We start from the raw sequence: 19,466 nt of genomic DNA on the forward strand, positions 1-19,466 counted from the left end.
ACAAGGCATTAAGGGCCTGTTTAGATATTTCTAAGCAAAAAATATGTTTACTTTTGAAATTGTTCTTTCAGAATTGGCAAGATTGCTGAGTTTAATGGGAATGAGGGGTAAATTTGAGTGATAATGAAAAAGAATAATATAGCATTAATTGTACATGCTTGTGATAGATACGAATTGCTTTTTAAAGGTTTTGAATATTTCTTTTCAAAGAACTGGGATTTCGATATCCCTGTAAATTATTATTTCGCTACTGAAGAAGTATCAGCTGACATCGCGAATTTTAAAAATATTAAATCGGGAAAAGGAGAGTGGAGCAACCGTCTTTCCAATCTTTTTGATCAGGTAGAGGAAGATTATGTCCTTTATTTTCAGGAAGATATGTGGCTAAATAAGCCGGTTGATAAAGAAGTGTTTGCTGAGCTTTTTAAGCTGACTTTAGAAAACCATTGGAAGCTTGTTAAACTCAACTCGTCAGAAGTTTTTAAAACAAACAGCACGGAGGTGTTTATTAATGGATTTAATGTTTCTATTCTGGATAACAAGGAAAGTAACTTCTTAATGTCTCACCAGGTGTCGCTTTGGAATAAGGCCTTTTTTAAACAACAATTAAAGCCTGATGAACATCCCTGGAGGAACGAAAGAAAAGGAACTAAAAGATTAAAGGAGCTGAATCCTGAAATTTTTCACATAGATTATTTTGCCGAAAATGGGAATGTTGCTATTAATAAAAATGCCCCCGGTATTGTTAGAAGTGAATATCAGAGTATTTCTATGAATGCGACTCTTAACCATAATGTGGCTCCATTTTTAGAAGAACTGAAATCTGCTCCGCATTTAGCAGCCTATACTGAGAAACTTGTGTATAATTTTGCTAATGGAATAACGCATGACGGAAAAGCTAAACCACTTAAAAAAGATCTTTTTAAACGGATCAAGGATTGGGTTAAAGGAAAGAAATAACTACAGGACTCCTGTAGTTATTTCTTCTATATCTTTTAGTTCAATTTGCCATTTATATAAAAATTCCATCTCATCAATTTTATGGAAATTATTTTTGATAAGCAATGTATATGATGCCTGATTGCTTTTCAGTGTATGCGCTATGATGGATCTTACTTTATCCTGCTTTACTGCCCATTGAATCATGCCGCTTATCGCTTCTTTCATATATCCTTTTTCTCTGAAGATCTGGTAAGTACCATAACCAATTTCTATTTCTCCTTCGTGGTTAGGCTCTCCGATAAAGCAAAGATCACCAATGATGTGGTTTGAATCTTTTGTGATGATTGTCCATAATGTATAATAGAGGTAATTATTATTACCTATCATATTGGGAAGGATCGTATGCTCAAGTGCATCTCTAAGTTCAGGAGAGATTTCTCTTGGGATATATATACTTTGTAGTTCTTCTTCTAAAGATCCATCAGCTAAAATGTATTTTTTAAGTTGACTAAGTGTTAATGGTTTGATAATTAGTCTTGCTGTACTTATCATTTTTTTATTTGTTGGTCTCAGCAGGGAAGCCTCTTTGGCCTTTTACCGATGTTTTGCAGATCTGTTGCTTAATTCAAATTTATTCTTTCAAATAATTTAGCCCTGATGACCTGAGATATATCTTGTAATGCTGCTGTGATAGCAAAAGAATGATTCGTAAAGAAAGCCTTTTAGAAAAATGAAAGAATAGGTGGCCTGCTATTGAATTGAATAGTTGGTCAATTTTCTTTTTATAAGCTATACAGAAGAACATCTCCCGGAATTTAGGGAAAGATATATATGCCGTCAGAGTGAGGCTATGTGATGTTCGGTGTTACAAAATCATAATAGCAAATATATAAAAACAAAATTAAGATGGTTATCTAAATTGATAATATTTTTATAAAATAAACGGAAGCACTTATTATGCCTGCAAGGTGACAGCTGTTATATCACATTTAGGAGAATGTGGGGTGTCGGTATAGCGCGAATGTTTACCACGAATCTACTTTATACAACTCAGTCCTATGATTCAGTTACTAAGCTTTTATCTGCTTCCAGTGCTTTGGATAATTCATATCTATTGGTCACAGCAGCCTTTAAAAATATATTTTGTACATGTTTAGTCACTGTTCTTTCGGAAATAAAAAGAAGGTCTGCTATGTCTTTGTATTTCAGTCCTTTGCTGATGAAAATTGCAACATCTATTTCCCGCTTGGTTAATTTGTAATAATGGCAGTTTTGGGTAAATATTAATTCTGGTGTTTTTTGCTGCGCCCGGCTTTCTGGTGATAGTAAGCGGTTCAGGTGTTTATTGTTCTCTCTTGTTTCTTTTACCTGTTGCCAAAAGAACAGGATAGAGGTAATCAGAAAACCGCCATTCATAATCAAGACTTCACCGGTTTGCTGCACCTTTAAATAGCTCAATAAAGGCATGGATATCCACGGGAAAATAGAAATAAACATTAAAAGCATTTCTGTTTTATTGGTATCATCATCTTTGTACTTAAGCCTGATTGCCCTGAATATTGCAGCCATTGCTATTACTGCATAAATGAAAGGGAGAATCAGTGCATGACCAAGGGCTTTATCAATATCTTTGTAAATGCTGTATTCTACAACCAGAAAGAGTAGAAATGGAGCGATTAAAAATAAAGCTACCCCATAATGAGCATGGAATTTCAATGACTTTAAATCATAAGCTTTATAAAAATAATACGGAAAATAACAGGCAAGGCCAAATCCACTGCCATATGCCAAAATGTTTTGGAGTACAATAGGAACATTTTGATTTGGGTCTGGAAATAATCCGCCGAACAGGTTATAAACGACAAACAGGAAAAGAAGAATCAGGTAGTATTTTAATTTTTTGTCATTAGGTTTTTGAAGATAAAAAAGTAACTGGTAAAGAAACATAATTGTTTCACTAATCAGGAAGATCAGTGTGATTAGTTCCATGTCTGAATTGAGAATTTTCATTGGAATATAATTGTTTTTTAACGGGAATGAAGCTATCATGTGCTACCTGATTTTTATGCACTTCGGTTTCTGTTGTGCTGCACATGATGGTTTCATGAGGTAAATGCGTTATATCCCGCTTAAGCATATATAATTGGTAACCAAAATCAATTTCTTTGTAGATTTTGAAGTTAAATTTGTTATACCATGGTATATTTTTAGTGGTTGAGGTTTCCAGGTAAATTTCCCTGTTTTGTTTTTGACTGTCCTGAATAAGTTCTTCTAATAACCTGGTTCCGGTCCCTTTATTTTGTTCCGAATTGAAAACGCCCAAAAACCATAGGTAATAAAATGCTTCTTTAGGATAATTGCTCTTAATAAGACTTTCTCGGCTCATTGCCTTGCCGGCTCTGTCTATGCCTATTGCTTTGAAAACCAGGGTTATGTCTAGTAATATTGCTTTTAGTGAAAATTTCTTATGATCAGGAAAAAGGATCAGGGCGCAAGCCTGTCTGTTATCTGAAAGGTAAACTTCGCCAAACATAAAACAGGTGTCAAATGAATAAGACATTAATGCCCTTATTCTATTAATACGCTGACTATCTTGCTTTATGATATAATTCACACTCTTGTTGTCATCAAAAGAGTTTGTTAAAATATCAATCACAAGCGTCTTGTCTTTGATGGTTGCTTTAATCATATTATACGGGTTTTTTCTGCTTTATAAAGAACAATTGGTAGCAAAATAATAGATGTATATGTATTTGTGGTGTAAATATGCCATTAATTCTTATTATTGTTAAATCTAAAATAGAAAAATGAAAATTATTTAAATTGGTATGAGGAGAATAAAAGCTTTATGGTTTTTTTACAGGAAACTTCTCATTCCTTCATTTGGTATGTCTATTTTGATTTCATTGTTTGGAATGCCATTGAAGAACATTTATGCTGGAATTGGAATTTCATTCATGATTATCACACCGCTTTTTCATTATTTTATTTACGAAGTCAATAATTCCGGTGAATATTATTTCTACTATAATCTTGGGTTGAGTAAAATTGTGCTGTGGGCTAATACTATAGTGACAAGTGCGGTAATAGGTTTGATCTTCGTTTTATTATGAGTGGTTTACATGTAGATAGTGTTAGAAAACACATTGGATTAAGGCAAATTCTGAACGATGTTTTTATCTCCTGTCAGCAAGGAGAAATTGTTGGTCTTTTGGGCAGAAACGGTTCTGGAAAATCTACTTTACTAAAGATTATTTTTGGCTCTTTGGATTCGGAAAACAGGTTTGTATCAATTGATGATGTATCAATAAATAGCTTATCTGAAAACAGGAGGCGGATTGGGTATCTTCCACAGGACAGCTTCTTGCCGAAACACCTAAAAATAAGTAGTATAATATCAATCTTTTGTACAAGAAATCAGGCCGCTGTTTTAGTAGAAAATGATTTGATTAAACCATTTCTTAAAAAGAAGAGTGGACAGCTGTCAGGTGGGGAAATAAGGTTAGTCGAGATCTTATTAATGGTTCATTCTCTGAGGCTAAATATTTATTATTTGATGAACCGTTTAATGGAATTTCACCAATTTTTGTAGAAAAGATTAAGGTGATAATTCAAAGTCATTCTAAAACGAAAGGATTCATTATCACTGACCATGATTATCACCATATTGTAGATATCTCATCAAATATTGTTTTGTTGTATGAAGGCGCAATTAAACGGATTAAAGGTGTACAGGAATTGGTGGATTGGGGTTATTTGCCTGCACATAAAAATCGATCACACACTTAATTGAACATATTAAGAAAAAAGGAAATAGCTTCAGGAGAGTGCAATGCGTCTGTTGAGACCATGGTGTCTTTTGCAGTTTCAGCAGCTCTTAGGCGCATTTGTTTTTCATAAGCAGCAATGGCAGTTTGTGTATCTGGAAAATCATCGTTCAAAAGACATTGACTTAATTCTAATGCATCCAGCATAGCCATATTTACACCTTCGCCGGCAAAGGGTGGCATCAGATGTGCTGCATCACCTAGATCGTCAGGTTTGGTAAAGCTTCCCATGTTTGGTCAAAAGGCATGCAATATTGAGGACGAGGTACAAATTTAGACGCTGCGTTTTCAAATAATTCATCCCATATGTTATCCCAGCCTGAATATTCTTTTTTGAACCAGGCCAGTACTTGTTTTTTATGAGAAAAATCTATACCGATATTTTTGCTCCAGTTTTCATCTGTTTTACATCCGGTATAAAATACAAGACTTCCATCTCCTTTTGAACTTACTATCAGGGTTTTTTCATCGCCCATGGCAAAGATTTTTCCTCCATTTAATAGTTTATGCACTTTCGGACTTGCTGTTTCAGAATTGTATACTGCACCTTCAATCACTGTCACTCCTGCATAAAAGGGCTTAATAGGGGTAAGGTAAGGGCGGATTTTTGAATTTGCTCCATCTGCGGCAATCACTATATCTGCAAAAGCAGTCTGTCCGTTTTTAAATTCTAGTTTCCAGGAATTACCTTGTGGGAAAAGGGATACAAAATGACTGTCCCAAACAACAGTATGGGGCTGCAGTGAATCAAGCAGGATGTTTTGTAATGGCCCGCGGTCTATTTCCGGGCGGGATCTTTTATCTTCTTCGTCGGCGTTATCTTCGTATAAAATGTTCGCTTTTTTATCGGTAATACACATCCTGTCAGCGCCAGGACGATAGTTTTCTTCGAATGCGCTCATCAATCCTGCCTCCTCAAGAGCTTTTAGTCCTGATTCTTCATGCAGATCTAGCGTTGCACCCTGCACTCTTGCATCTTTATTGATATCTCTTTCGTAAACTTTTACATCTGCACCGTTCATTTGTAAAAGTCTTGCAAGCGTTAATCCGCCGGGACCTCCACCTACGATGGCTATTTTTTTATTTACAATCAGGTTCATTGTATTTGTTTTATTTTAATATTCCTTTAATTACTGCATCGCAACATTCTGATAGTACTTTTTTCGTGATGATTTGTTTTGGTCTTTCCTGATAATCAAAATATTCATTGACCAGATCAAGAATTGGAGAAAATAGCAGGGCCCGGTGTACTTCCTGAGGAAATTTCTTAATCACCCCGTTCGCTGCATTAAGCTCTAGAAATTGATGGATAGGAGCAAAAAATTGTCCTTCCTGTATGTTTGCCTGCTGAAATGCCTTATTCAGCAGGGGTGAAGATTTTCCGTATTGAAGCAATACAAATGAATGTCTATTGTTTTTTAAATATTGAAATGTATTCTGCCATATTTTTTTTACTCCTTTAGCAAAATCCATGTCCGGATTGAATTTTTCCAGCACTGCTTTTTCATACGTACCCAATACTTCTTCAATGAAAAGTTTGATTAAAAGATCTTCTTTGTTTTCGTATTTGATATAGATAGTACGTGGGGATACGTTGGCTGCTTTAGCTAATTTCTGCATACTCAGGTTTTCCAATCCTTCTTCTGCAATGATCTGCAATGCTATAGTTCGAATGGCTTCCTCTTTTTCTAGATTTTTAGGTCTCATGGCAATTTTTTTATTGTATAATCTTCCAATACAGACACGAAGTAAGTAAATGTTTATTTACTTATGAAATATTTTTAGTATTATTATTTTGCTGTGACGAAGGATGGTTTACACCTTTTACCAGCTCATCTTAAGTTTAATTGAAACCTTCATGTGTAGCAGTACACAAACCGAAATGAATAAAAATTGAGTAGCACATGATAGCTTCATTACAATTAAAAACAATTATATTCCAATGAAAAATATATTTATATTCACGTAAGATATACAGGAGTTGACGTAATAATCATAAACTTATAATAGGATAAGTCTATAATTGCAAATCTAAAAAATGCCTGTTTTAACCTCCTTCACTATGAAAAGACGTTCGTTCGTAAAAGCCTCCTTATTAACCGGAGCAGCTGCAATGGTTACCCCGGTTGTAACTCATGCTATGGTCGCGGCTACATCTGCTGAATTTTATGAGCTTAGGGTTTATACGTTAAAGAATAGTATTCAACAGGGGCTGGTAGAGGATTTTTATAATAAAGCAGCTATCCCGGCATTCAATCGTTTAGGTATTCAGCATGTTGGCGTTTTTACGGAGTTAAAACCTGCCGGACAAACGAAGTTATATGTATTGATCCCATACCATGATCTTTTGCATTTCAATGATATAATTGTTAAGCTGGATCAAGACAAAGTATATCAGCAAAACGGAGTGGCTTACCTGAAAGCACCAGCAACAGAACCTGCTTATGAGCGGATAGAGAGTTCTATCATGAAGGCTTTTACACATGCTCCAAAAATGATTGTTCCTGCTGCTAAGACCCGTATTTTTGAACTGCGGCAATATCAAAGTGCCAGTGAGGCCGCAGGGAAAAAGAAAATTGAAATGTTTAACGATCAGGGAGAGATTGATATTTTTAAACGTCTGGGTTTTGAACCTGTATTTTGGGGTGAGACTGTAATCGGGCCATTGAGACCGAATCTGACTTATATGGTCACTTTTAATGATCTGGCTGCTAAGGATACACACTGGAAAGCTTTCGGGGCTGACTCACAATGGAAAAAGATAAGCACTGTAGATGGATATGCTGACTCTTTACTGGTTAACAAGATCACATCGACACTGTTATTACCTGCTCCTTATTCACAAGTATAATCAGGAGTAAAACTTTAATTGACAAATACCTTATAACAATAATTTTAACAGCCTAAACCTGGCGTAATAATGAAACTAAAAGCAATACTATTTTTTCTGTTCATAAGCGGAAGCTTATTTAAAGCGAATGCACAAGAGAGCCAGATCAAGGTTAGTCAAAGGATTAATGACGACAGATCTGTAAATTTCAGCTATGATAAAAGTGATCCCGGCAGCTTTACCATCGTTATTAAATTTACGGAGTTGACTAATTCTTCGGGACCAATGGAGCGTGAATTTACACTTAAAGGAACTTCAGGAAGTTTTATGAATTTAAGACCTGAAAACAAAATGCTGAATATTGGTTTTAATTATAGCTCTTATTATATCAGAGGGAAACTGAATCCGAAATTTGATGCTGATTTTGTATACCTTCTTCCTTACAAAACCGGAACTAAAGTCAGAGCTGCCGAAAGCAATTATGTAATGACACAATATTTTGGTAAAACAACCCCTCAGGACTGGAAAGCGTATCGTTTTTATACCAAAGAGGAAGATACAGTTACTGTTGTCAGAAAAGGTATAGTTGTGGAGTTAAAGGATGGATATGATCCTGAAAAACCGGATGAGGTGAAGTTCACGACGAAAGTTAATGAAATAACTATAGAGCATGCTGACGGAACGATAGCCAGGTATACGGGTTTCAAGAAAGGAAGCTTTGCTGTTAAATTAGGACAGACAGTTCTTCCAGGAACAGCTTTGGGACTGAATAGCAGAGCTAATGGAAATGATTATTTTAATGTTTCTCTTGTTGTTATGTACCTTAATTCTAAGGACTTTGAGAATGCAAGAAATGAAAACTATAAAAGTTTGTATGGCTTTATAACTCCTCATTTTCATTCGGCTGGTATTGATAATGCAGTGCTGGTTTCAAACCAGGATTACATTGCTGGAGATACTCCTGAAATTATCAGAAAAGAATTTACAAAGAAGGAATTGAAACAGTTAAATAAATAATCACCCGGCTCAAAGGGCAGGATTATTTGTAAACAGGGGGATGTTCGGAAAGCTCAGAATAATAAAGAAGGAATTCCGAAGAATTATAAAGAGAATGTATGGGAGCTGTATAATCTGAATGAGGACTTACTAATCATTTAAAGGCCTATAATCATAAAACCCAAAGGAGTAATAATGACTCTTTTGGGTTTTATGATTATTAGGCTGCTTGCAGGTGATTCTTAATTTTTAATATGGAGTGGGGCAGGCGATGACCTCACCAAAAAAAAGAATAAATATTTTTTTGTGTTGTAAGCGTATCACCCATGAAATCACAAATCTGCTGAATTGGTTTCAGGGTTGTAGTGATGCTGTTTGTGTTATGAAATCTATGATTTAAAGCGTATTGTTTATTTTTTAATTATTTGATATACAGTTTTTGTTGTGATATTATTTTCTTGTTTATATCAATAAAACTCCTTTAAATTTATAGCAACCAAATATTTATCTTATGAGAAAACAATCTAACAAAAGACAGTTAATGACTGGTCTGGTATTACTTGCAGTTTTATTCGGCGCTTCTTGTAAAAAAGAGGTTAGCCAGGAAGTTTCAAATACTCCTGACAATGATGGGTCAAAAAAAGAGGTAAGTGCTGTTAATGCTTCGTTAAATTTAAACTGGGAAAACAGAACCAACGGATCTACTTACACCAATTCGCAAGCTTCTGCGGATTTTGGAAATGTTTCAGGATGGCAGGATTCAAGAGCTTTTATTACCAATGGGAAAGATGCAAATGGATTAAGGATTACTTTATTACCAAACGCGCTGTCAGCTGCCGGTGGGATGGTTGGTAATGTAAATATTAATCAGGGTTCTGCTACGAAGTAGATTATGATGTGAAATTTCATAGTAACTTCAACTTTAGCAGAGGTGGAAAGATTGGCTTTGGCTTTGCAATTGGTGAAGGTAATACTGGGGGAGATCCAGGATGGGATGGAAATGGTGGTACTTTAAGATTAATGTGGTATTCTCCAGGTGCAGACAGAGTGTTTTTCCAACCTTATGTTTATCATAAAGATCAGCCTACTAAATTTGGTGATACTTATACCAAAAGGTTCCCTGCAAGCGGATCACTTCAAAAAGGAGTATGGTATCATGTTCACATGTATATTAAGAGTAATACTGGTTCTAGCACTAACGGACATGCTCAAATCATTATCGATGGTACAACTATACTGGATAATGATATTCGCTGGACAACAAATGATAGTCAAAGGCTGATTAATAAGCTTACTTTCCATACTTTCAGAGGTGGAAGTCAGGAAGAATGGAAAGCAAATACTACAGATTATATCTATTACGATAATTTAAAGGTCAACAAAAAAATCAACTAATGCGCTGAAATGGCCCGGCTGCCGTTTGCCGGGCCATTCATTTGGTGTTCTGCTGCACATGATGGTTTCATTGTAATTGATTATATTTAGTAATCCTGTGATCAATAGCTGTATAATTTTTAATGACTAAACCTGTTTTTACCTCTATGATCGGCTATTTGGTTAGAATCCTTATGGTTCTATGCTTATCTTTATTGTTAACCATTAATCTGACTTTTGCGCAAAAGGTTGTTTTTGTTAATGACAAAGTTCCTCATCATATTTTCTCTTATAGAGAAATTGAATATCTGGAAGATAAAACGAACGTTTTAACGCTGTTTGATATTTTAAAGCCTTCAGTAAATTCAAAGTTTCTGGTCAATACGAAGTATACCAAAAAAAAAACTATCGTACAAATTCTGCCTACTGGTATAAGTTTAAGATCAAGCATGCCGAAGCATCCGGGAAAAACTGGATTCTGGAGTTTTTTGATCAGTCTATCAATAATTAGCTTATTTGTACCTGATAGCAATAGTAATTATCATGCGTATCATTCTGGTACAGCTTACCCTTTTAACAAAAGAGAATATCAGCATAAAAACTTTATCTATGAATTGAGTAATGATTCTAATGCAGAGCTAACTTATTATGTAAGAATAAAATCTTCACAATCAGTTTCTGCAATTATTGTGCTGAGGGACATTCGCTGGTTTATCAAATATGCATTGAATGAATACCTGATTTTTGGATTGTTCTACGGGATGGTTATTGTTTTTTTTTAGTCTGTATAATTTACTGATGTTTTTTGCATTCAGACAGATGCAATACCTTTATTATGTCTTGTATAACCTGAGTATTGGTTTATATGAGATGAGTATTGATGGTATAGCCTTTCAGTATCTGTGGCCCGACTGGCCTTTGTGGAATGCGTATGGTATCGGCTTTGCATTATATTTAAGCAGCTTTTTTGGCTTGATGTTTACGCTTAGTTTTCTTCATACAAAGATGAAAGCTCCGAAATTATACCAATTGATTATTGCTGTCATTGTTTTGCGCACCCTGTTCTTTGTAGTCAGTATTTTCAATACGCATCTTTTTAACTATAAACTGATTGAATTTATTCCATTGCTGGTGGCTTATGGAACGGGTATTTATATATGGAAGAAGGGATATCGTCCGGCTATGTTTTTTGTGATTGGTTATAGTTTTCTTGTTATTGGTTTTCTGATTAAAATCCTGTTATTACTGGATGTAAGCTGGATGCCTTACGGACCGTTTACTTATTATAGTTTAAGTTTTTGTTTTGTATTTGAAATGATCCTGGTGTCTTTTGCTATTGGCGAAAGCGTACGGGCTTTAAAGGATACGCTGAATAATGAATTGACTAAATTAGTGGATGAACGCACGCGGGAGGTGAGTTCCAAGGCTGCGATCATTGAAAAGCAGAATGAAGAAATCTCTTCAATGAATGTGATGCTGGAGAAGGATAATCAGGAATTGCATTTGAATATAAAAAAAGGTGACAAAAGCGCGGGTAATGTCGCATGAGGTTGATTTTGCTGAGTTCAGTAAGATCTATCCGGATAGGGAAACTTGTTTTAAATATCTCTCTGAATTGAAATGGGCTAAAGGGTACACCTGCCGTAAATGTACCAATACATACTTTCTTGCTGGCTTTTTACCGTATAGCAGAAGGTGTACAAAGTGTGGTTACGATGAATCTGTAATTGCCTGTACGATTTTTCAAAACAGTAAAATTCCAATTAATAAGGCTTTTTATATGCTTTTTCTTGTGTATTCGACTAAAGGGAAGATTTCTTCCCATAAACTTTCAGGATTATTGCTAATCAGGCAAAGTACTTGCTGGGCTTATAACAGTAAAATGCAGAAGATTCTGGAGGAGCGGAAAAAAGAATTAAAGAATACTGGTGAGGGTGGATGGAGTAAACTGGTTCTGGATTGTAATACCATATAAATATAGTTAATATATTGAATTATAGTTTTACTTGTCTGATAATGTTTTTAATATTTAATTCTACAATATCCGTCATAGTCCTGCATTCTAAGTAATGCTGGTCAGCAAAATGATCGGCCATACCTTGTTTTAAAGTTTCTATGTTTTCTGGCGTAGTCAGGATTTCTGAATTTGATACATCGCGTAAATCAGCAAGACGATGACGTTCGCTACGGACACGATGTAATATGGAGGACTTTTCCTCCTGCTGATATTGCAGGTATGTTTTATCTGTTAACTGGTCCATGCACATTTTTACATAAGGAAGGTTCTCTTTGAAGAACTGTGCGAGATATACTTTGATATTCCCTTCGTAAAATTGCTGATCAAAGTCGATAGCCCGGATTCTAAACTGGATATCGTCAAAATCTGGGGTGATCTGGACAACGAAATTATAGGCTCTCATATCGCCTAATAACATGACTAAGCAGCGTTCGTTAAATTTTACAAATTCTTTCGCGATACGGGTGGGGTTATAGTCTGGATTATGCAAATACATTTTTGCAAAAACATCTCCAGGAATCCCGGCTACATGTTCTTCAATGAGGGTTTCTCCGTCAACCAGGTAGTTTACCTGGTTTGGGGACAGAATTTCTTCCAGTTCCAGTCCGTATATTCTTGATGCATCTGCTTTTTTAACATAGAAATAGTCGTACACATCATTTAACCGGTTTACAATTTTGATCCGGAAAGGGTGTGTATTACCAAAAGTGCAATATTCAATTTTCTCAATATACTTATGCTGTACAATCCGCAGGTTACCGGAGGCTTTTAAATTGGCGTAAATGACTTTCAGGCCGTTATGTAGCTGTTCAATCCGGTCCGCAGGATATATGGGGCCTTCCCAAAGTGAATCTTTCCCGTATTTATCCATGATCGGATAAGCTTCATTAAATACTAGCAAATCGTTATATGTAATTGGAAGTTTTGAATCGCGCTGATAGGTTCGCAGATACTTCTGCAATGCAGGTGTGACTGGGAAAATAGGTTTCTTGCTTGCGATATTTTTTTTACATCATTAGGTTCCATGTACAGACAATTTATGCGTAATGTAAGCTTCTATTTTTAAAAGGAACTGTTTAACCACTTTTTTAAACTTACAGATTTATCCCGGCTCACTAAAATACTGTCTTCATTAGCAGGAATCAGTTCAATTTTCAATTTACCATTGAAGGATTGATAAATTTTATGAATGGATTTGACAGAAACAATGTATTGACGGCTTATCCGGAAAAAATCCTGTGGGTTTAATTCATGCTCGAGTTCTTCAAGTGTTTGATCAATCATATACCGTTGTCCCTGGTGAGTTGTCAGGTAATTCTTTTTGTTTTCTGAAGTGAAGTAGGCTATATCCGTTGTGACCACCGGCACAAACATATCGCGGTAGGAAACCAGAAAGCGGGAACGATACACATTTTCTTTGATTTCTATCTTTTGAAGGATTTCCTGCATACCAGAATGATCAGCTTTACCTATCATATTTTTAACCTTGCGGATGCTATTTTCAAAGTTTAGCTGCTTCAAGTGGTTTTAACAGGTAATCAATTCCATTTACTTCAAATGCTCTGAGTGCATATTCATCGTAAGCGGTAATAAAGATGACTTGTGATTCAATTTGAACCTGGTTAAATAGTTCAAAGCTTAATCCGTCTGTTAAACGGATATCCATACAAATCAGATCGGGATGCTTATTTTCACTAAGCCATTGGATGCTGGCCTTAATGGTTTGCAGTTGTCCGGTAATCTGTATGGTATCATCCAGCTTCATCAGCATTTCTTTTAACCTTAATGCATTCGGGATCTCATCTTCTATAATTAAAACACTGAGCATATCGCGTGGGTCAATAATAATGATTTAAGTATTGTGAGGCATTGATTTGGGTTTAATCGCCCAGTTTCAGTGACAACGGTTTAAATTTACTGTTTAGTAATAATAAAGGTATTTTGACTTCAAAGAAGTCTTCCTCATTATTGATTACGGGTTCTCCGTCACCTAACAACAAGTATCGTTCCCTGATGTTTTTTAATCCTAATTGCGAGCCTGGTTCCCTGGTCAGTTTGAGAGATTTATTATTCTTTACTACGATCCATTTATTATCTTTTGAAAAGATATCAATTGTTAAAGGGGATTCAGCAGAGAAGGAGTTATGTTTAATCGCATTCTCTATTAGCAATTGCAGTGTTAAAGGAGCAATTCCTTTTTCACTTAATTCTTCAATGTTTGAGATGTTGATACATATAGCTTCTCCGTAACGGGTTTGGTATAAAAACAAATATGCATTGATAAACTCAAGTTCGGCTTTGATAGAAATGATATTCTGTGGCCGGTTGGTGAGCATATAGCGATAAATTGATGACAGTTTGATCACATAATCGACTGACAAGACCGGGTTGTCTGGAATAAGAGAAGCAAGTGTACTTAAATTATTAAACAAAAAATGGGGATCTAATTGAAGTTTAAGGGCATCCAGCTGAGCCTGCGTAGCATGCTGTCTCATAATCGAGGTTTCTAACTGATTGTCTTTCCACTTATGGAAAAAATGTTCAGCGGCAAATACAGCTGTAGCCAATAGGGAAAAGATAAAGCTAAAGATTATGATTTGACGAAACAGAAGCTGGTCGGCTGTAAACTTGCTGGGAAGTTCAATCTGGAAAATAGGGATCAGGGTAATCGAGATCAAAGAAATATGCAGCAGGAACTGGACGACAAACCTTGTCATAATCTTCCTTTCCCAGGGAAGTTTTTTATTGAGCCTTAAGGTCAGCTGTATCCCGGTCTCAAAGAGAAGGGCTGCATAAGACATCGTCAATAACACATCAACAAAAATAAAGTCCAAAAAGGAAAATTGTCTCCAGCTATGAATTGACCTCTCGTAGGGATTAATTAAAAAAAATAGCAGGATAAGGATTAACCCGAAACTGGGATATCCGTATAACCTGAAAGATCTGTAACTTGAAGTTGACATCTAAACAAAAATAGGAGTAAGCATTTAAATAAATGTCATTTCTAAATATTAATCCTATTTGAATCTGCAAATCCGGTTAGTAACGGGGATACCCGGATTATAAATTATACCGGAATATCCGGCTTATAAAAATATCAGTCCGCAGGATAATAATACAACCAAAACTATCAATATGACAGGTGCTAATTTAATCAGATCATATATTTTTCTTACCGAGGATGTTGTTCTTGCTTTTAGGGTCATGTGATTTCTCCTTATTATTTTAATGAGACAAAGATCAGCTTAAACTTACCTGGATTTCTTTTGAAGCGACCCACTTCACAAAAAACCGGGCTGAAATTACAAGAATCGCGACTCAATTTATGTTGACTATAAAGAGAGATTTTATCTAAAACCTATTTAGACTGAATACAAATAATGTCTTATATTTGCCTGTGTAACGATTACAATACTCATACAAATTATTTGATGAAATTTTTATTCACTTCACTTTTATTATTAGGCTTTTATAACAGTTTCGCTCAGACAACCGGGAATATAGACGGAAAAGTTTCTTTAGTTGATGGTCAGCCGGCCGGATCGGTTTCAGTTTCCCTGATAGAACTTCATAAAAATACACTGACTGATGACCATGGTAATTATACATTTAAAAAAATAATCCCGGGAAAATATACAATCAGGATACAAATGCTTGGGGCCGCACAAAAAGATCTGCCTGTAACTGTTATTGCAGGACAAACAACAAATACAAATTACCAGCTTGCACAAGAAAATGTACAGGCACTGCAAGAGGTTACCATTGGTGGTACTGCAAACAGGTTTTCTAAAAAAAAGAGAGTGTATATATTGCGCGTCTTCCTTTGAAAAATCTGGAAAACCCTCAAGTCTATATTTCTATTCCTAAAGCGCTCATTCAAGAGCAGTTGGCTGTTGATTTAGGGAGTATCTCTAAAAATGTTCCTGGTTCGGGTATCCCCATGCTTGCAAACCAGGGGAGGGTAACCTTCCGCTCCCGTGGTTTTGAAACTGAACCAATGGTTAGAATGGGGGGTTGCTGGTTTTGCCTATACAGCTATTGATCCGGCAAATCTGGAGCGTATAGAGGCAATTAAAGGCCCTTCCGCTACCTTATTTGGAACTAATTTGTCTAGTTATGGAGGCTTGTTTAACCGTGTAACTAAGAAACCTTATAACGGAGTTGGCGGTGAAGTCTCGTTATTTGGCGGGAGCTGGGATTATAAACGAATGGCTTTTGATATCAATACACCTTTAAATGCTGATAAAACTATTTTGTTCCGTTTAAATAGCGCTGGTACTTATGAGAATAATTTCCAGGATGCAGGATTTACGAAGAGCTTTAGTGTTGCTCCAAGCCTTTCTTATCAGATCACGGATAAACTCTCTATGTTATTTGATGTAGAATACGGGCAGGCTGAAGGAACTTCTGTGGTACGCTTTAATCCTTATACAAAAAACACGGCTAAAGATGGAACTGTTAAGGTTCAGAATATCAGGGATATGAAGTTTCCTTATGATAAAGTTGTTTGGAAATAATGACCTTGCTTACAGAACACAAATGGTGAATGTATTTGCGCAGTTTAATTATAAAATATCCGAAAAATGGACTTCACAGACAGTAATGTCCAGAGCCAGCACAACTATCCGAGGGTATATTTCAGCACTGAACGGCATATCTGATACCGAGATTAATGCTTTAGTGATGAGAGGATATACTTCATTTATTGCAACAGATATCCAACAGAACTTTACAGGAGACTTCAAGATTGGTGCTCATCGTAACAGAGTAGTTATTGGTCTTGATTTTTATAATAATACCAATACTTTTGACAGGATTCATATAACCGGACCAAAGGTGAATTTTGTGAATCCGGGTGCTGATTCAGGAATCAGCAAAAAAAAAACTATTGATGATCTGGCGTTTAATCCTAAATCTACAGTTGTAAGAAATGAATCTAATGCTGATAACAGTTATGCTGTCTATGCTTCGGATGTATTCAATATTAATGAAAGGCTTTTAGCCATGTTAAGTCTTCTTCGTCTGGATCGTTTTCAGGCTGACGGGGTGACAAATAATATTAATGTTGTGAATAAGGGGGCCTATGGTCAGACTGCGCTTTCACCTAAATTAGGTTTAGTTTATCAGTTGCTTAAAGATAAAGTCTCCCTTTTTGGAAGTTACATGAACTCTTTTACAAATAAGCCGGGTTCTGATGTGAATGGAAATGTTTTTAAACCTGAGCAAGCCAATCAGATTGAAGCAGGAATTAAAGGAGATATTTTTGACCATAAACTAGTAGGTACAATCAGTTACTATAATATTAAGGTGAAAAATATGGTCCGTGATGACGTGGCTAATCCTACTTATCAAATCCAGGATGGAAATCAAAAAAGCAGTGGGGTTGAATTTGAGCTGACAGCAAATCCATTTCCAGGTTTCAATATTATAGCCGGATATGCTTATAATGACAGCAAATTTATAGACGCCGCTCTATCAGTTGAAGGTTTAAGACCAGCTTTGTCAGGCCCTGATAAAATGATTAATTTCTGGCTTAGTTATAAATTTCCCAAGGGACAACTGAAAGGTTTTGGAGCTGGTTTTGGTGGGAATTCCGGAAGTTCGTCATATCAGACAAATACAACAACCTCCAAAGTAATTATCCCTGGTTATACGATGTTTGATGCCACTGTATTTTATGATCAGCGCCGTTTTCGGATTGGTGTTAAAGTTGATAACCTGACCAGTGAAAAAGCCTGGTCTGTGCGTTTAACACCACAAAGCCCAGCTCGTTATCTGGCCAATTTAACAGTTAGATTCTAATCAACTAATAAACAGTAATTACAGCGGTGACGGATACTCGTATAGGGTAATCCTTTAAAAGTTCCTGCAACTGGTACGGTGAAGTCTTGTCTGATGATGTATAGTCCCTTCATTGTTGGCATAAAAACGGCTTCACCATGTTCATCAATTTCAAGTGATTTCTCCCGGTTCTCTGGGTTGAAAACACGTAGTTTTGTAGAACTGCTTGCCGGGGTTATTGTTATTGAAAGCCTTTACCACTATAAGTTTTTCTCTTGTCGCTGTAACTATATCTAAAAACTGAACAGGTTTTGATACATATCCGGTATGTTCTACACGATAGGCTGCGCATAGATAGTCGATTGGGCGTACATTTTTTCCTCCGGTTTTTGAGCGGTCTACTACTGGAAGCGATTCATTTATCCCCAGAATCTGGTAAATACCTTTTTCTTTAGGAATAAAAGTTCCTTCCCAGCAATCTGCTTTAGGATGAATCTGTACAATGGTGCTTTTACCTTTCTCATCAATAACGGTGATCTTAAATTCGCCCAATTGTGAAAGATCTGACCCTGTTTCACGGTGACGTACACTGTACTCGTCTATTTCACCAAAACAGATTTGAATTTTAACGGGCTGATTTACTTTCCCTGAACCTTTAATATCAAACCAATAGCCATGAGCCAGGCTTATGAGCGGAAAACCAACAAAGAGCAAAAGGAGATAAACTGTTCTTCTCATAACTAAGGCAAATGTAAAATATTTCCTATCAGAAATAGGGGTATTGATACTCAATGGCGTTTACACAACTATAGAAAAGCCTGAATGGCTCATAAACTTTAAAAAATAATTTATATGAAATTAAAAATCCTGTTATCATTGATTGTAACAGCGCTCTTATTCAGTTGTAACCCTTTCAAAAATAATGAGATTAACAAAGTGATCAATGCTTTTTATACAAAGCATAAAGGGCCGCTTGAAGATGCAGACAAAAATTTACTATCTGCCTCCTTATCCTCTTTGGTAGACAAAGCTATCGCAGAAGAGGTGAAATCTGCTGAAGCACTTAAAGTCTTAAAATCAACAGATAAGCCGGCGATGATTGAAGGTGATATTTTCACCAGTCTGTCCGAAAGCTTCACCTCTTACGAAATAGGAGAGACTAAAATTTATGATGACAAGGCTGCAGTATTGGTTGAGTTTACCAATAACAAATCTGGTACTGAAACCTGGAAAAGATGAAATTGAATTGATCAAAGAAAACGGCGCATGGAAAATTGATAATGTCCGCTTTAAAGGAGAGCGTTCTGTAGGCAAGAGTACTAAAGATGTGCTATCACAATTTTTAACCCCGATTACTTTAGTGAATTCGGATGCTGATGATCAGCGTTGCAGATTGTCTGCCGGTAATCAATATCAATGGAGTAATATCAAAAAGGGATGTATCCGTGTTTTTGAATTGCCCTTTAAATTGAGAAGTATGGATAGAACATCAATCGCCAGTGTTATCTTTTCTGATGATCAGAAAAAGGCAGAGGTATTTACACAAAAGACGAGTTGGGTATTGAACAAGAAGTCATTAACAGCTTATGAAACTGAATCTGCTGATGGAGGTGTGTTTTTAGAGAAGCGAAATAATGTGTGGAGACTTGGAGAGTTAAAAAATGGAAGAACTATTTATTCAGGAAACATGGAGTAGTAT

The 19,466-nt window shown here is 36.0% G+C and carries 28 protein-coding genes; 16 read left to right on the forward strand and 12 right to left on the reverse strand.

The window, feature by feature from the left end; genetic code table 11:
* The first annotated feature begins 123 nt into the window (after nt 1-123).
* The gene (locus ACWYN3_RS04570) at nt 124-960 is read left to right on the forward strand and encodes a hypothetical protein (protein WP_456220072.1); all 837 of its coding nucleotides are present in this window, start codon (nt 124-126) and stop codon (nt 958-960) included.
* Here the strand turns inward: ACWYN3_RS04570 and ACWYN3_RS04575 are convergent, their stop codons facing one another.
* The 3 genes from ACWYN3_RS04575 to ACWYN3_RS04585 all read right to left on the reverse strand — a co-directional run bounded on the left by ACWYN3_RS04575 (nt 961) and on the right by ACWYN3_RS04585 (nt 3,631).
* Nucleotides 961-1,494: a GNAT family N-acetyltransferase gene (locus ACWYN3_RS04575; RefSeq protein WP_456220073.1), complete on the reverse strand. Its 534-nt coding sequence runs from the start codon at nt 1,492-1,494 to the stop codon at nt 961-963.
* A gap of 504 nt (nt 1,495-1,998) precedes the next feature.
* On the reverse strand, nt 1,999-2,952 hold the full coding sequence (locus ACWYN3_RS04580) for a response regulator transcription factor (protein WP_456220074.1): 954 nt from the start codon (nt 2,950-2,952) through the stop codon (nt 1,999-2,001).
* Complete coding sequence (locus ACWYN3_RS04585) at nt 2,900-3,631, reverse strand: GNAT family N-acetyltransferase (RefSeq protein ID WP_456220075.1); 732 nt, start codon at nt 3,629-3,631, stop codon at nt 2,900-2,902. Before ACWYN3_RS04585 ends, ACWYN3_RS04580 begins: the two co-directional genes overlap by 53 nt.
* 139 nt (nt 3,632-3,770) lie before the next feature.
* On the opposite strand from ACWYN3_RS04585, the gene ACWYN3_RS04590 reads away from it, so the two are divergent.
* Genes ACWYN3_RS04590 through ACWYN3_RS04600 form a run of 3 tightly spaced genes read left to right on the forward strand, consistent with a single transcriptional unit; the run spans nt 3,771 to nt 4,731 of the window.
* Complete coding sequence (locus tag ACWYN3_RS04590; RefSeq protein ID WP_456220076.1) at nt 3,771-4,055, forward strand: hypothetical protein; 285 nt, start codon at nt 3,771-3,773, stop codon at nt 4,053-4,055.
* Nucleotides 4,052-4,534: an ATP-binding cassette domain-containing protein gene (locus ACWYN3_RS04595; protein ID WP_456220077.1), complete on the forward strand. Its 483-nt coding sequence runs from the start codon at nt 4,052-4,054 to the stop codon at nt 4,532-4,534. Before ACWYN3_RS04590 ends, ACWYN3_RS04595 begins: the two co-directional genes overlap by 4 nt.
* An 11-nt stretch (nt 4,535-4,545) precedes the next feature.
* Complete coding sequence (locus ACWYN3_RS04600; RefSeq protein ID WP_456220078.1) at nt 4,546-4,731, forward strand: hypothetical protein; 186 nt, start codon at nt 4,546-4,548, stop codon at nt 4,729-4,731.
* Here ACWYN3_RS04600 and ACWYN3_RS04605 read toward each other — a convergent pair.
* The 3 genes from ACWYN3_RS04605 to ACWYN3_RS04615 are packed head-to-tail and all read right to left on the reverse strand — an operon-like array spanning nt 4,728 to nt 6,476.
* Nucleotides 4,728-5,000, reverse strand: a complete 273-nt coding sequence (locus ACWYN3_RS04605) for an FAD-dependent oxidoreductase (RefSeq protein ID WP_456220079.1) — start codon at nt 4,998-5,000, stop codon at nt 4,728-4,730. The genes ACWYN3_RS04600 and ACWYN3_RS04605 overlap by 4 nt on opposite strands.
* Nucleotides 4,970-5,869, reverse strand: coding sequence for an FAD-dependent oxidoreductase (locus ACWYN3_RS04610; protein WP_456220080.1), 900 nt, complete (start codon nt 5,867-5,869; stop codon nt 4,970-4,972). Before ACWYN3_RS04610 ends, ACWYN3_RS04605 begins: the two co-directional genes overlap by 31 nt.
* A gap of 10 nt (nt 5,870-5,879) precedes the next feature.
* The gene (locus tag ACWYN3_RS04615; protein WP_456220081.1) at nt 5,880-6,476 is read right to left on the reverse strand and encodes a TetR/AcrR family transcriptional regulator; all 597 of its coding nucleotides are present in this window, start codon (nt 6,474-6,476) and stop codon (nt 5,880-5,882) included.
* A 355-nt stretch (nt 6,477-6,831) separates the two neighbouring features.
* On the opposite strand from ACWYN3_RS04615, the gene ACWYN3_RS04620 reads away from it, so the two are divergent.
* The 7 genes from ACWYN3_RS04620 (at nt 6,832) to ACWYN3_RS04650 (ending at nt 11,944) form a co-directional block, all read left to right on the forward strand.
* Nucleotides 6,832-7,620: an NIPSNAP family protein gene (locus ACWYN3_RS04620; RefSeq protein WP_456220082.1), complete on the forward strand. Its 789-nt coding sequence runs from the start codon at nt 6,832-6,834 to the stop codon at nt 7,618-7,620.
* Nucleotides 7,621-7,689: 69 nt separating this feature from the next.
* Complete coding sequence (locus ACWYN3_RS04625) at nt 7,690-8,616, forward strand: hypothetical protein (RefSeq protein WP_456220083.1); 927 nt, start codon at nt 7,690-7,692, stop codon at nt 8,614-8,616.
* 490 nt (nt 8,617-9,106) lie between these two features.
* A complete protein-coding gene (locus ACWYN3_RS04630; RefSeq protein ID WP_456220084.1) occupies nt 9,107-9,484 on the forward strand; it encodes a hypothetical protein in 378 nt (125 codons plus the stop codon).
* Nucleotides 9,485-9,492: 8 nt separating this feature from the next.
* Nucleotides 9,493-9,990, forward strand: coding sequence for a polysaccharide lyase (locus ACWYN3_RS04635; protein ID WP_456220085.1), 498 nt, complete (start codon nt 9,493-9,495; stop codon nt 9,988-9,990).
* Between the two features lie 122 nt (nt 9,991-10,112).
* Nucleotides 10,113-10,751 (forward strand): 7TMR-DISMED2 domain-containing protein, encoded by a 639-nt coding sequence (locus tag ACWYN3_RS04640; protein WP_456220086.1) that lies wholly within the window; start codon nt 10,113-10,115, stop codon nt 10,749-10,751.
* 37 nt (nt 10,752-10,788) lie between these two features.
* On the forward strand, nt 10,789-11,517 hold the full coding sequence (locus tag ACWYN3_RS04645) for a 7TM-DISM domain-containing protein (RefSeq protein WP_456220087.1): 729 nt from the start codon (nt 10,789-10,791) through the stop codon (nt 11,515-11,517).
* Nucleotides 11,507-11,944 (forward strand): hypothetical protein, encoded by a 438-nt coding sequence (locus tag ACWYN3_RS04650; RefSeq protein WP_456220088.1) that lies wholly within the window; start codon nt 11,507-11,509, stop codon nt 11,942-11,944. The genes ACWYN3_RS04645 and ACWYN3_RS04650 overlap by 11 nt, the downstream gene beginning before the upstream one ends.
* Before the next feature lie 19 nt (nt 11,945-11,963).
* Here the strand turns inward: ACWYN3_RS04650 and ACWYN3_RS04655 are convergent, their stop codons facing one another.
* From ACWYN3_RS04655 to ACWYN3_RS04670, 4 genes are all read right to left on the reverse strand, one after another.
* Entirely contained in the window at nt 11,964-12,887 is a 924-nt protein-coding gene (locus tag ACWYN3_RS04655; RefSeq protein WP_456220089.1) for a hypothetical protein, read from the reverse strand.
* A 161-nt stretch (nt 12,888-13,048) separates the two neighbouring features.
* Nucleotides 13,049-13,462: a LytR/AlgR family response regulator transcription factor gene (locus ACWYN3_RS04660; RefSeq protein ID WP_456220090.1), complete on the reverse strand. Its 414-nt coding sequence runs from the start codon at nt 13,460-13,462 to the stop codon at nt 13,049-13,051.
* 25 nt (nt 13,463-13,487) lie between these two features.
* The gene (locus tag ACWYN3_RS04665) at nt 13,488-13,814 is read right to left on the reverse strand and encodes a LytR/AlgR family response regulator transcription factor (protein ID WP_456220091.1); all 327 of its coding nucleotides are present in this window, start codon (nt 13,812-13,814) and stop codon (nt 13,488-13,490) included.
* Nucleotides 13,815-13,866: 52 nt separating this feature from the next.
* The gene (locus ACWYN3_RS04670) at nt 13,867-14,820 is read right to left on the reverse strand and encodes a sensor histidine kinase (protein WP_456220092.1); all 954 of its coding nucleotides are present in this window, start codon (nt 14,818-14,820) and stop codon (nt 13,867-13,869) included.
* A gap of 597 nt (nt 14,821-15,417) precedes the next feature.
* On the opposite strand from ACWYN3_RS04670, the gene ACWYN3_RS04675 reads away from it, so the two are divergent.
* The 3 genes from ACWYN3_RS04675 (at nt 15,418) to ACWYN3_RS04685 (ending at nt 17,788) form a co-directional block, all read left to right on the forward strand.
* On the forward strand, nt 15,418-15,813 hold the full coding sequence (locus tag ACWYN3_RS04675; protein ID WP_456220093.1) for a carboxypeptidase-like regulatory domain-containing protein: 396 nt from the start codon (nt 15,418-15,420) through the stop codon (nt 15,811-15,813).
* A 156-nt stretch (nt 15,814-15,969) separates the two neighbouring features.
* Nucleotides 15,970-16,503, forward strand: coding sequence for a hypothetical protein (locus ACWYN3_RS04680; RefSeq protein ID WP_456220094.1), 534 nt, complete (start codon nt 15,970-15,972; stop codon nt 16,501-16,503).
* A complete protein-coding gene (locus tag ACWYN3_RS04685) occupies nt 16,481-17,788 on the forward strand; it encodes a TonB-dependent siderophore receptor (RefSeq protein WP_456220095.1) in 1,308 nt (435 codons plus the stop codon). The genes ACWYN3_RS04680 and ACWYN3_RS04685 overlap by 23 nt, the downstream gene beginning before the upstream one ends.
* Here ACWYN3_RS04685 and ACWYN3_RS04690 read toward each other — a convergent pair.
* Together ACWYN3_RS04690 and ACWYN3_RS04695 are read right to left on the reverse strand one after the other, a co-directional pair.
* Nucleotides 17,785-17,910 (reverse strand): hypothetical protein, encoded by a 126-nt coding sequence (locus tag ACWYN3_RS04690; protein WP_456220096.1) that lies wholly within the window; start codon nt 17,908-17,910, stop codon nt 17,785-17,787. The genes ACWYN3_RS04685 and ACWYN3_RS04690 overlap by 4 nt on opposite strands.
* Nucleotides 17,911-17,938: 28 nt before the next feature.
* Nucleotides 17,939-18,505 carry a hypothetical protein gene (locus ACWYN3_RS04695; RefSeq protein WP_456220097.1) on the reverse strand — a complete coding sequence of 189 codons (567 nt, stop codon included), beginning with the start codon at nt 18,503-18,505 and terminating at the stop codon, nt 17,939-17,941.
* Between the two features lie 114 nt (nt 18,506-18,619).
* Between ACWYN3_RS04695 and ACWYN3_RS04700 the strand changes: the two genes are divergently transcribed.
* Nucleotides 18,620-19,006: a hypothetical protein gene (locus ACWYN3_RS04700; protein WP_456220098.1), complete on the forward strand. Its 387-nt coding sequence runs from the start codon at nt 18,620-18,622 to the stop codon at nt 19,004-19,006.
* Nucleotides 18,960-19,463, forward strand: coding sequence for a hypothetical protein (locus tag ACWYN3_RS04705; RefSeq protein ID WP_456220099.1), 504 nt, complete (start codon nt 18,960-18,962; stop codon nt 19,461-19,463). The genes ACWYN3_RS04700 and ACWYN3_RS04705 overlap by 47 nt, the downstream gene beginning before the upstream one ends.
* The last annotated feature ends 3 nt before the right edge of the window (nt 19,464-19,466 follow it).

The organism is Pedobacter sp. NJ-S-72 (assembly GCF_053890575.1).

What these genes read in the sequence shown, in the direction of transcription:
- ACWYN3_RS04615 (WP_456220081.1), bottom strand. Translation starts at nt 6,476, where the DNA reads ATGAGACCTAAAAATCTAGAAAAAGAGGAAGCCATTCGAACTATAGCA.
- ACWYN3_RS04570 (WP_456220072.1), top strand. Translation starts at nt 124, where the DNA reads ATGAAAAAGAATAATATAGCATTAATTGTACATGCTTGTGATAGATAC.
- ACWYN3_RS04605 (WP_456220079.1), bottom strand. Translation starts at nt 5,000, where the DNA reads ATGGGAAGCTTTACCAAACCTGACGATCTAGGTGATGCAGCACATCTG.
- ACWYN3_RS04625 (WP_456220083.1), top strand. Translation starts at nt 7,690, where the DNA reads ATGAAACTAAAAGCAATACTATTTTTTCTGTTCATAAGCGGAAGCTTA.
- ACWYN3_RS04620 (WP_456220082.1), top strand. Translation starts at nt 6,832, where the DNA reads ATGAAAAGACGTTCGTTCGTAAAAGCCTCCTTATTAACCGGAGCAGCT.
- ACWYN3_RS04630 (WP_456220084.1), top strand. Translation starts at nt 9,107, where the DNA reads ATGAGAAAACAATCTAACAAAAGACAGTTAATGACTGGTCTGGTATTA.
- ACWYN3_RS04660 (WP_456220090.1), bottom strand. Translation starts at nt 13,462, where the DNA reads ATGATAGGTAAAGCTGATCATTCTGGTATGCAGGAAATCCTTCAAAAG.
- ACWYN3_RS04700 (WP_456220098.1), top strand. Translation starts at nt 18,620, where the DNA reads ATGAAATTAAAAATCCTGTTATCATTGATTGTAACAGCGCTCTTATTC.
- ACWYN3_RS04595 (WP_456220077.1), top strand. Translation starts at nt 4,052, where the DNA reads ATGAGTGGTTTACATGTAGATAGTGTTAGAAAACACATTGGATTAAGG.
- ACWYN3_RS04645 (WP_456220087.1), top strand. Translation starts at nt 10,789, where the DNA reads ATGCAATACCTTTATTATGTCTTGTATAACCTGAGTATTGGTTTATAT.
- ACWYN3_RS04690 (WP_456220096.1), bottom strand. Translation starts at nt 17,910, where the DNA reads ATGCCAACAATGAAGGGACTATACATCATCAGACAAGACTTCACCGTA.
- ACWYN3_RS04575 (WP_456220073.1), bottom strand. Translation starts at nt 1,494, where the DNA reads ATGATAAGTACAGCAAGACTAATTATCAAACCATTAACACTTAGTCAA.
- ACWYN3_RS04650 (WP_456220088.1), top strand. Translation starts at nt 11,507, where the DNA reads ATGTCGCATGAGGTTGATTTTGCTGAGTTCAGTAAGATCTATCCGGAT.
- ACWYN3_RS04640 (WP_456220086.1), top strand. Translation starts at nt 10,113, where the DNA reads ATGACTAAACCTGTTTTTACCTCTATGATCGGCTATTTGGTTAGAATC.
- ACWYN3_RS04590 (WP_456220076.1), top strand. Translation starts at nt 3,771, where the DNA reads ATGAGGAGAATAAAAGCTTTATGGTTTTTTTACAGGAAACTTCTCATT.
- ACWYN3_RS04685 (WP_456220095.1), top strand. Translation starts at nt 16,481, where the DNA reads ATGATAAAGTTGTTTGGAAATAATGACCTTGCTTACAGAACACAAATG.
- ACWYN3_RS04675 (WP_456220093.1), top strand. Translation starts at nt 15,418, where the DNA reads ATGAAATTTTTATTCACTTCACTTTTATTATTAGGCTTTTATAACAGT.
- ACWYN3_RS04695 (WP_456220097.1), bottom strand. Translation starts at nt 18,505, where the DNA reads ATGAGAAGAACAGTTTATCTCCTTTTGCTCTTTGTTGGTTTTCCGCTC.
- ACWYN3_RS04665 (WP_456220091.1), bottom strand. Translation starts at nt 13,814, where the DNA reads ATGCTCAGTGTTTTAATTATAGAAGATGAGATCCCGAATGCATTAAGG.
- ACWYN3_RS04580 (WP_456220074.1), bottom strand. Translation starts at nt 2,952, where the DNA reads ATGAAAATTCTCAATTCAGACATGGAACTAATCACACTGATCTTCCTG.
- ACWYN3_RS04585 (WP_456220075.1), bottom strand. Translation starts at nt 3,631, where the DNA reads ATGATTAAAGCAACCATCAAAGACAAGACGCTTGTGATTGATATTTTA.
- ACWYN3_RS04610 (WP_456220080.1), bottom strand. Translation starts at nt 5,869, where the DNA reads ATGAACCTGATTGTAAATAAAAAAATAGCCATCGTAGGTGGAGGTCCC.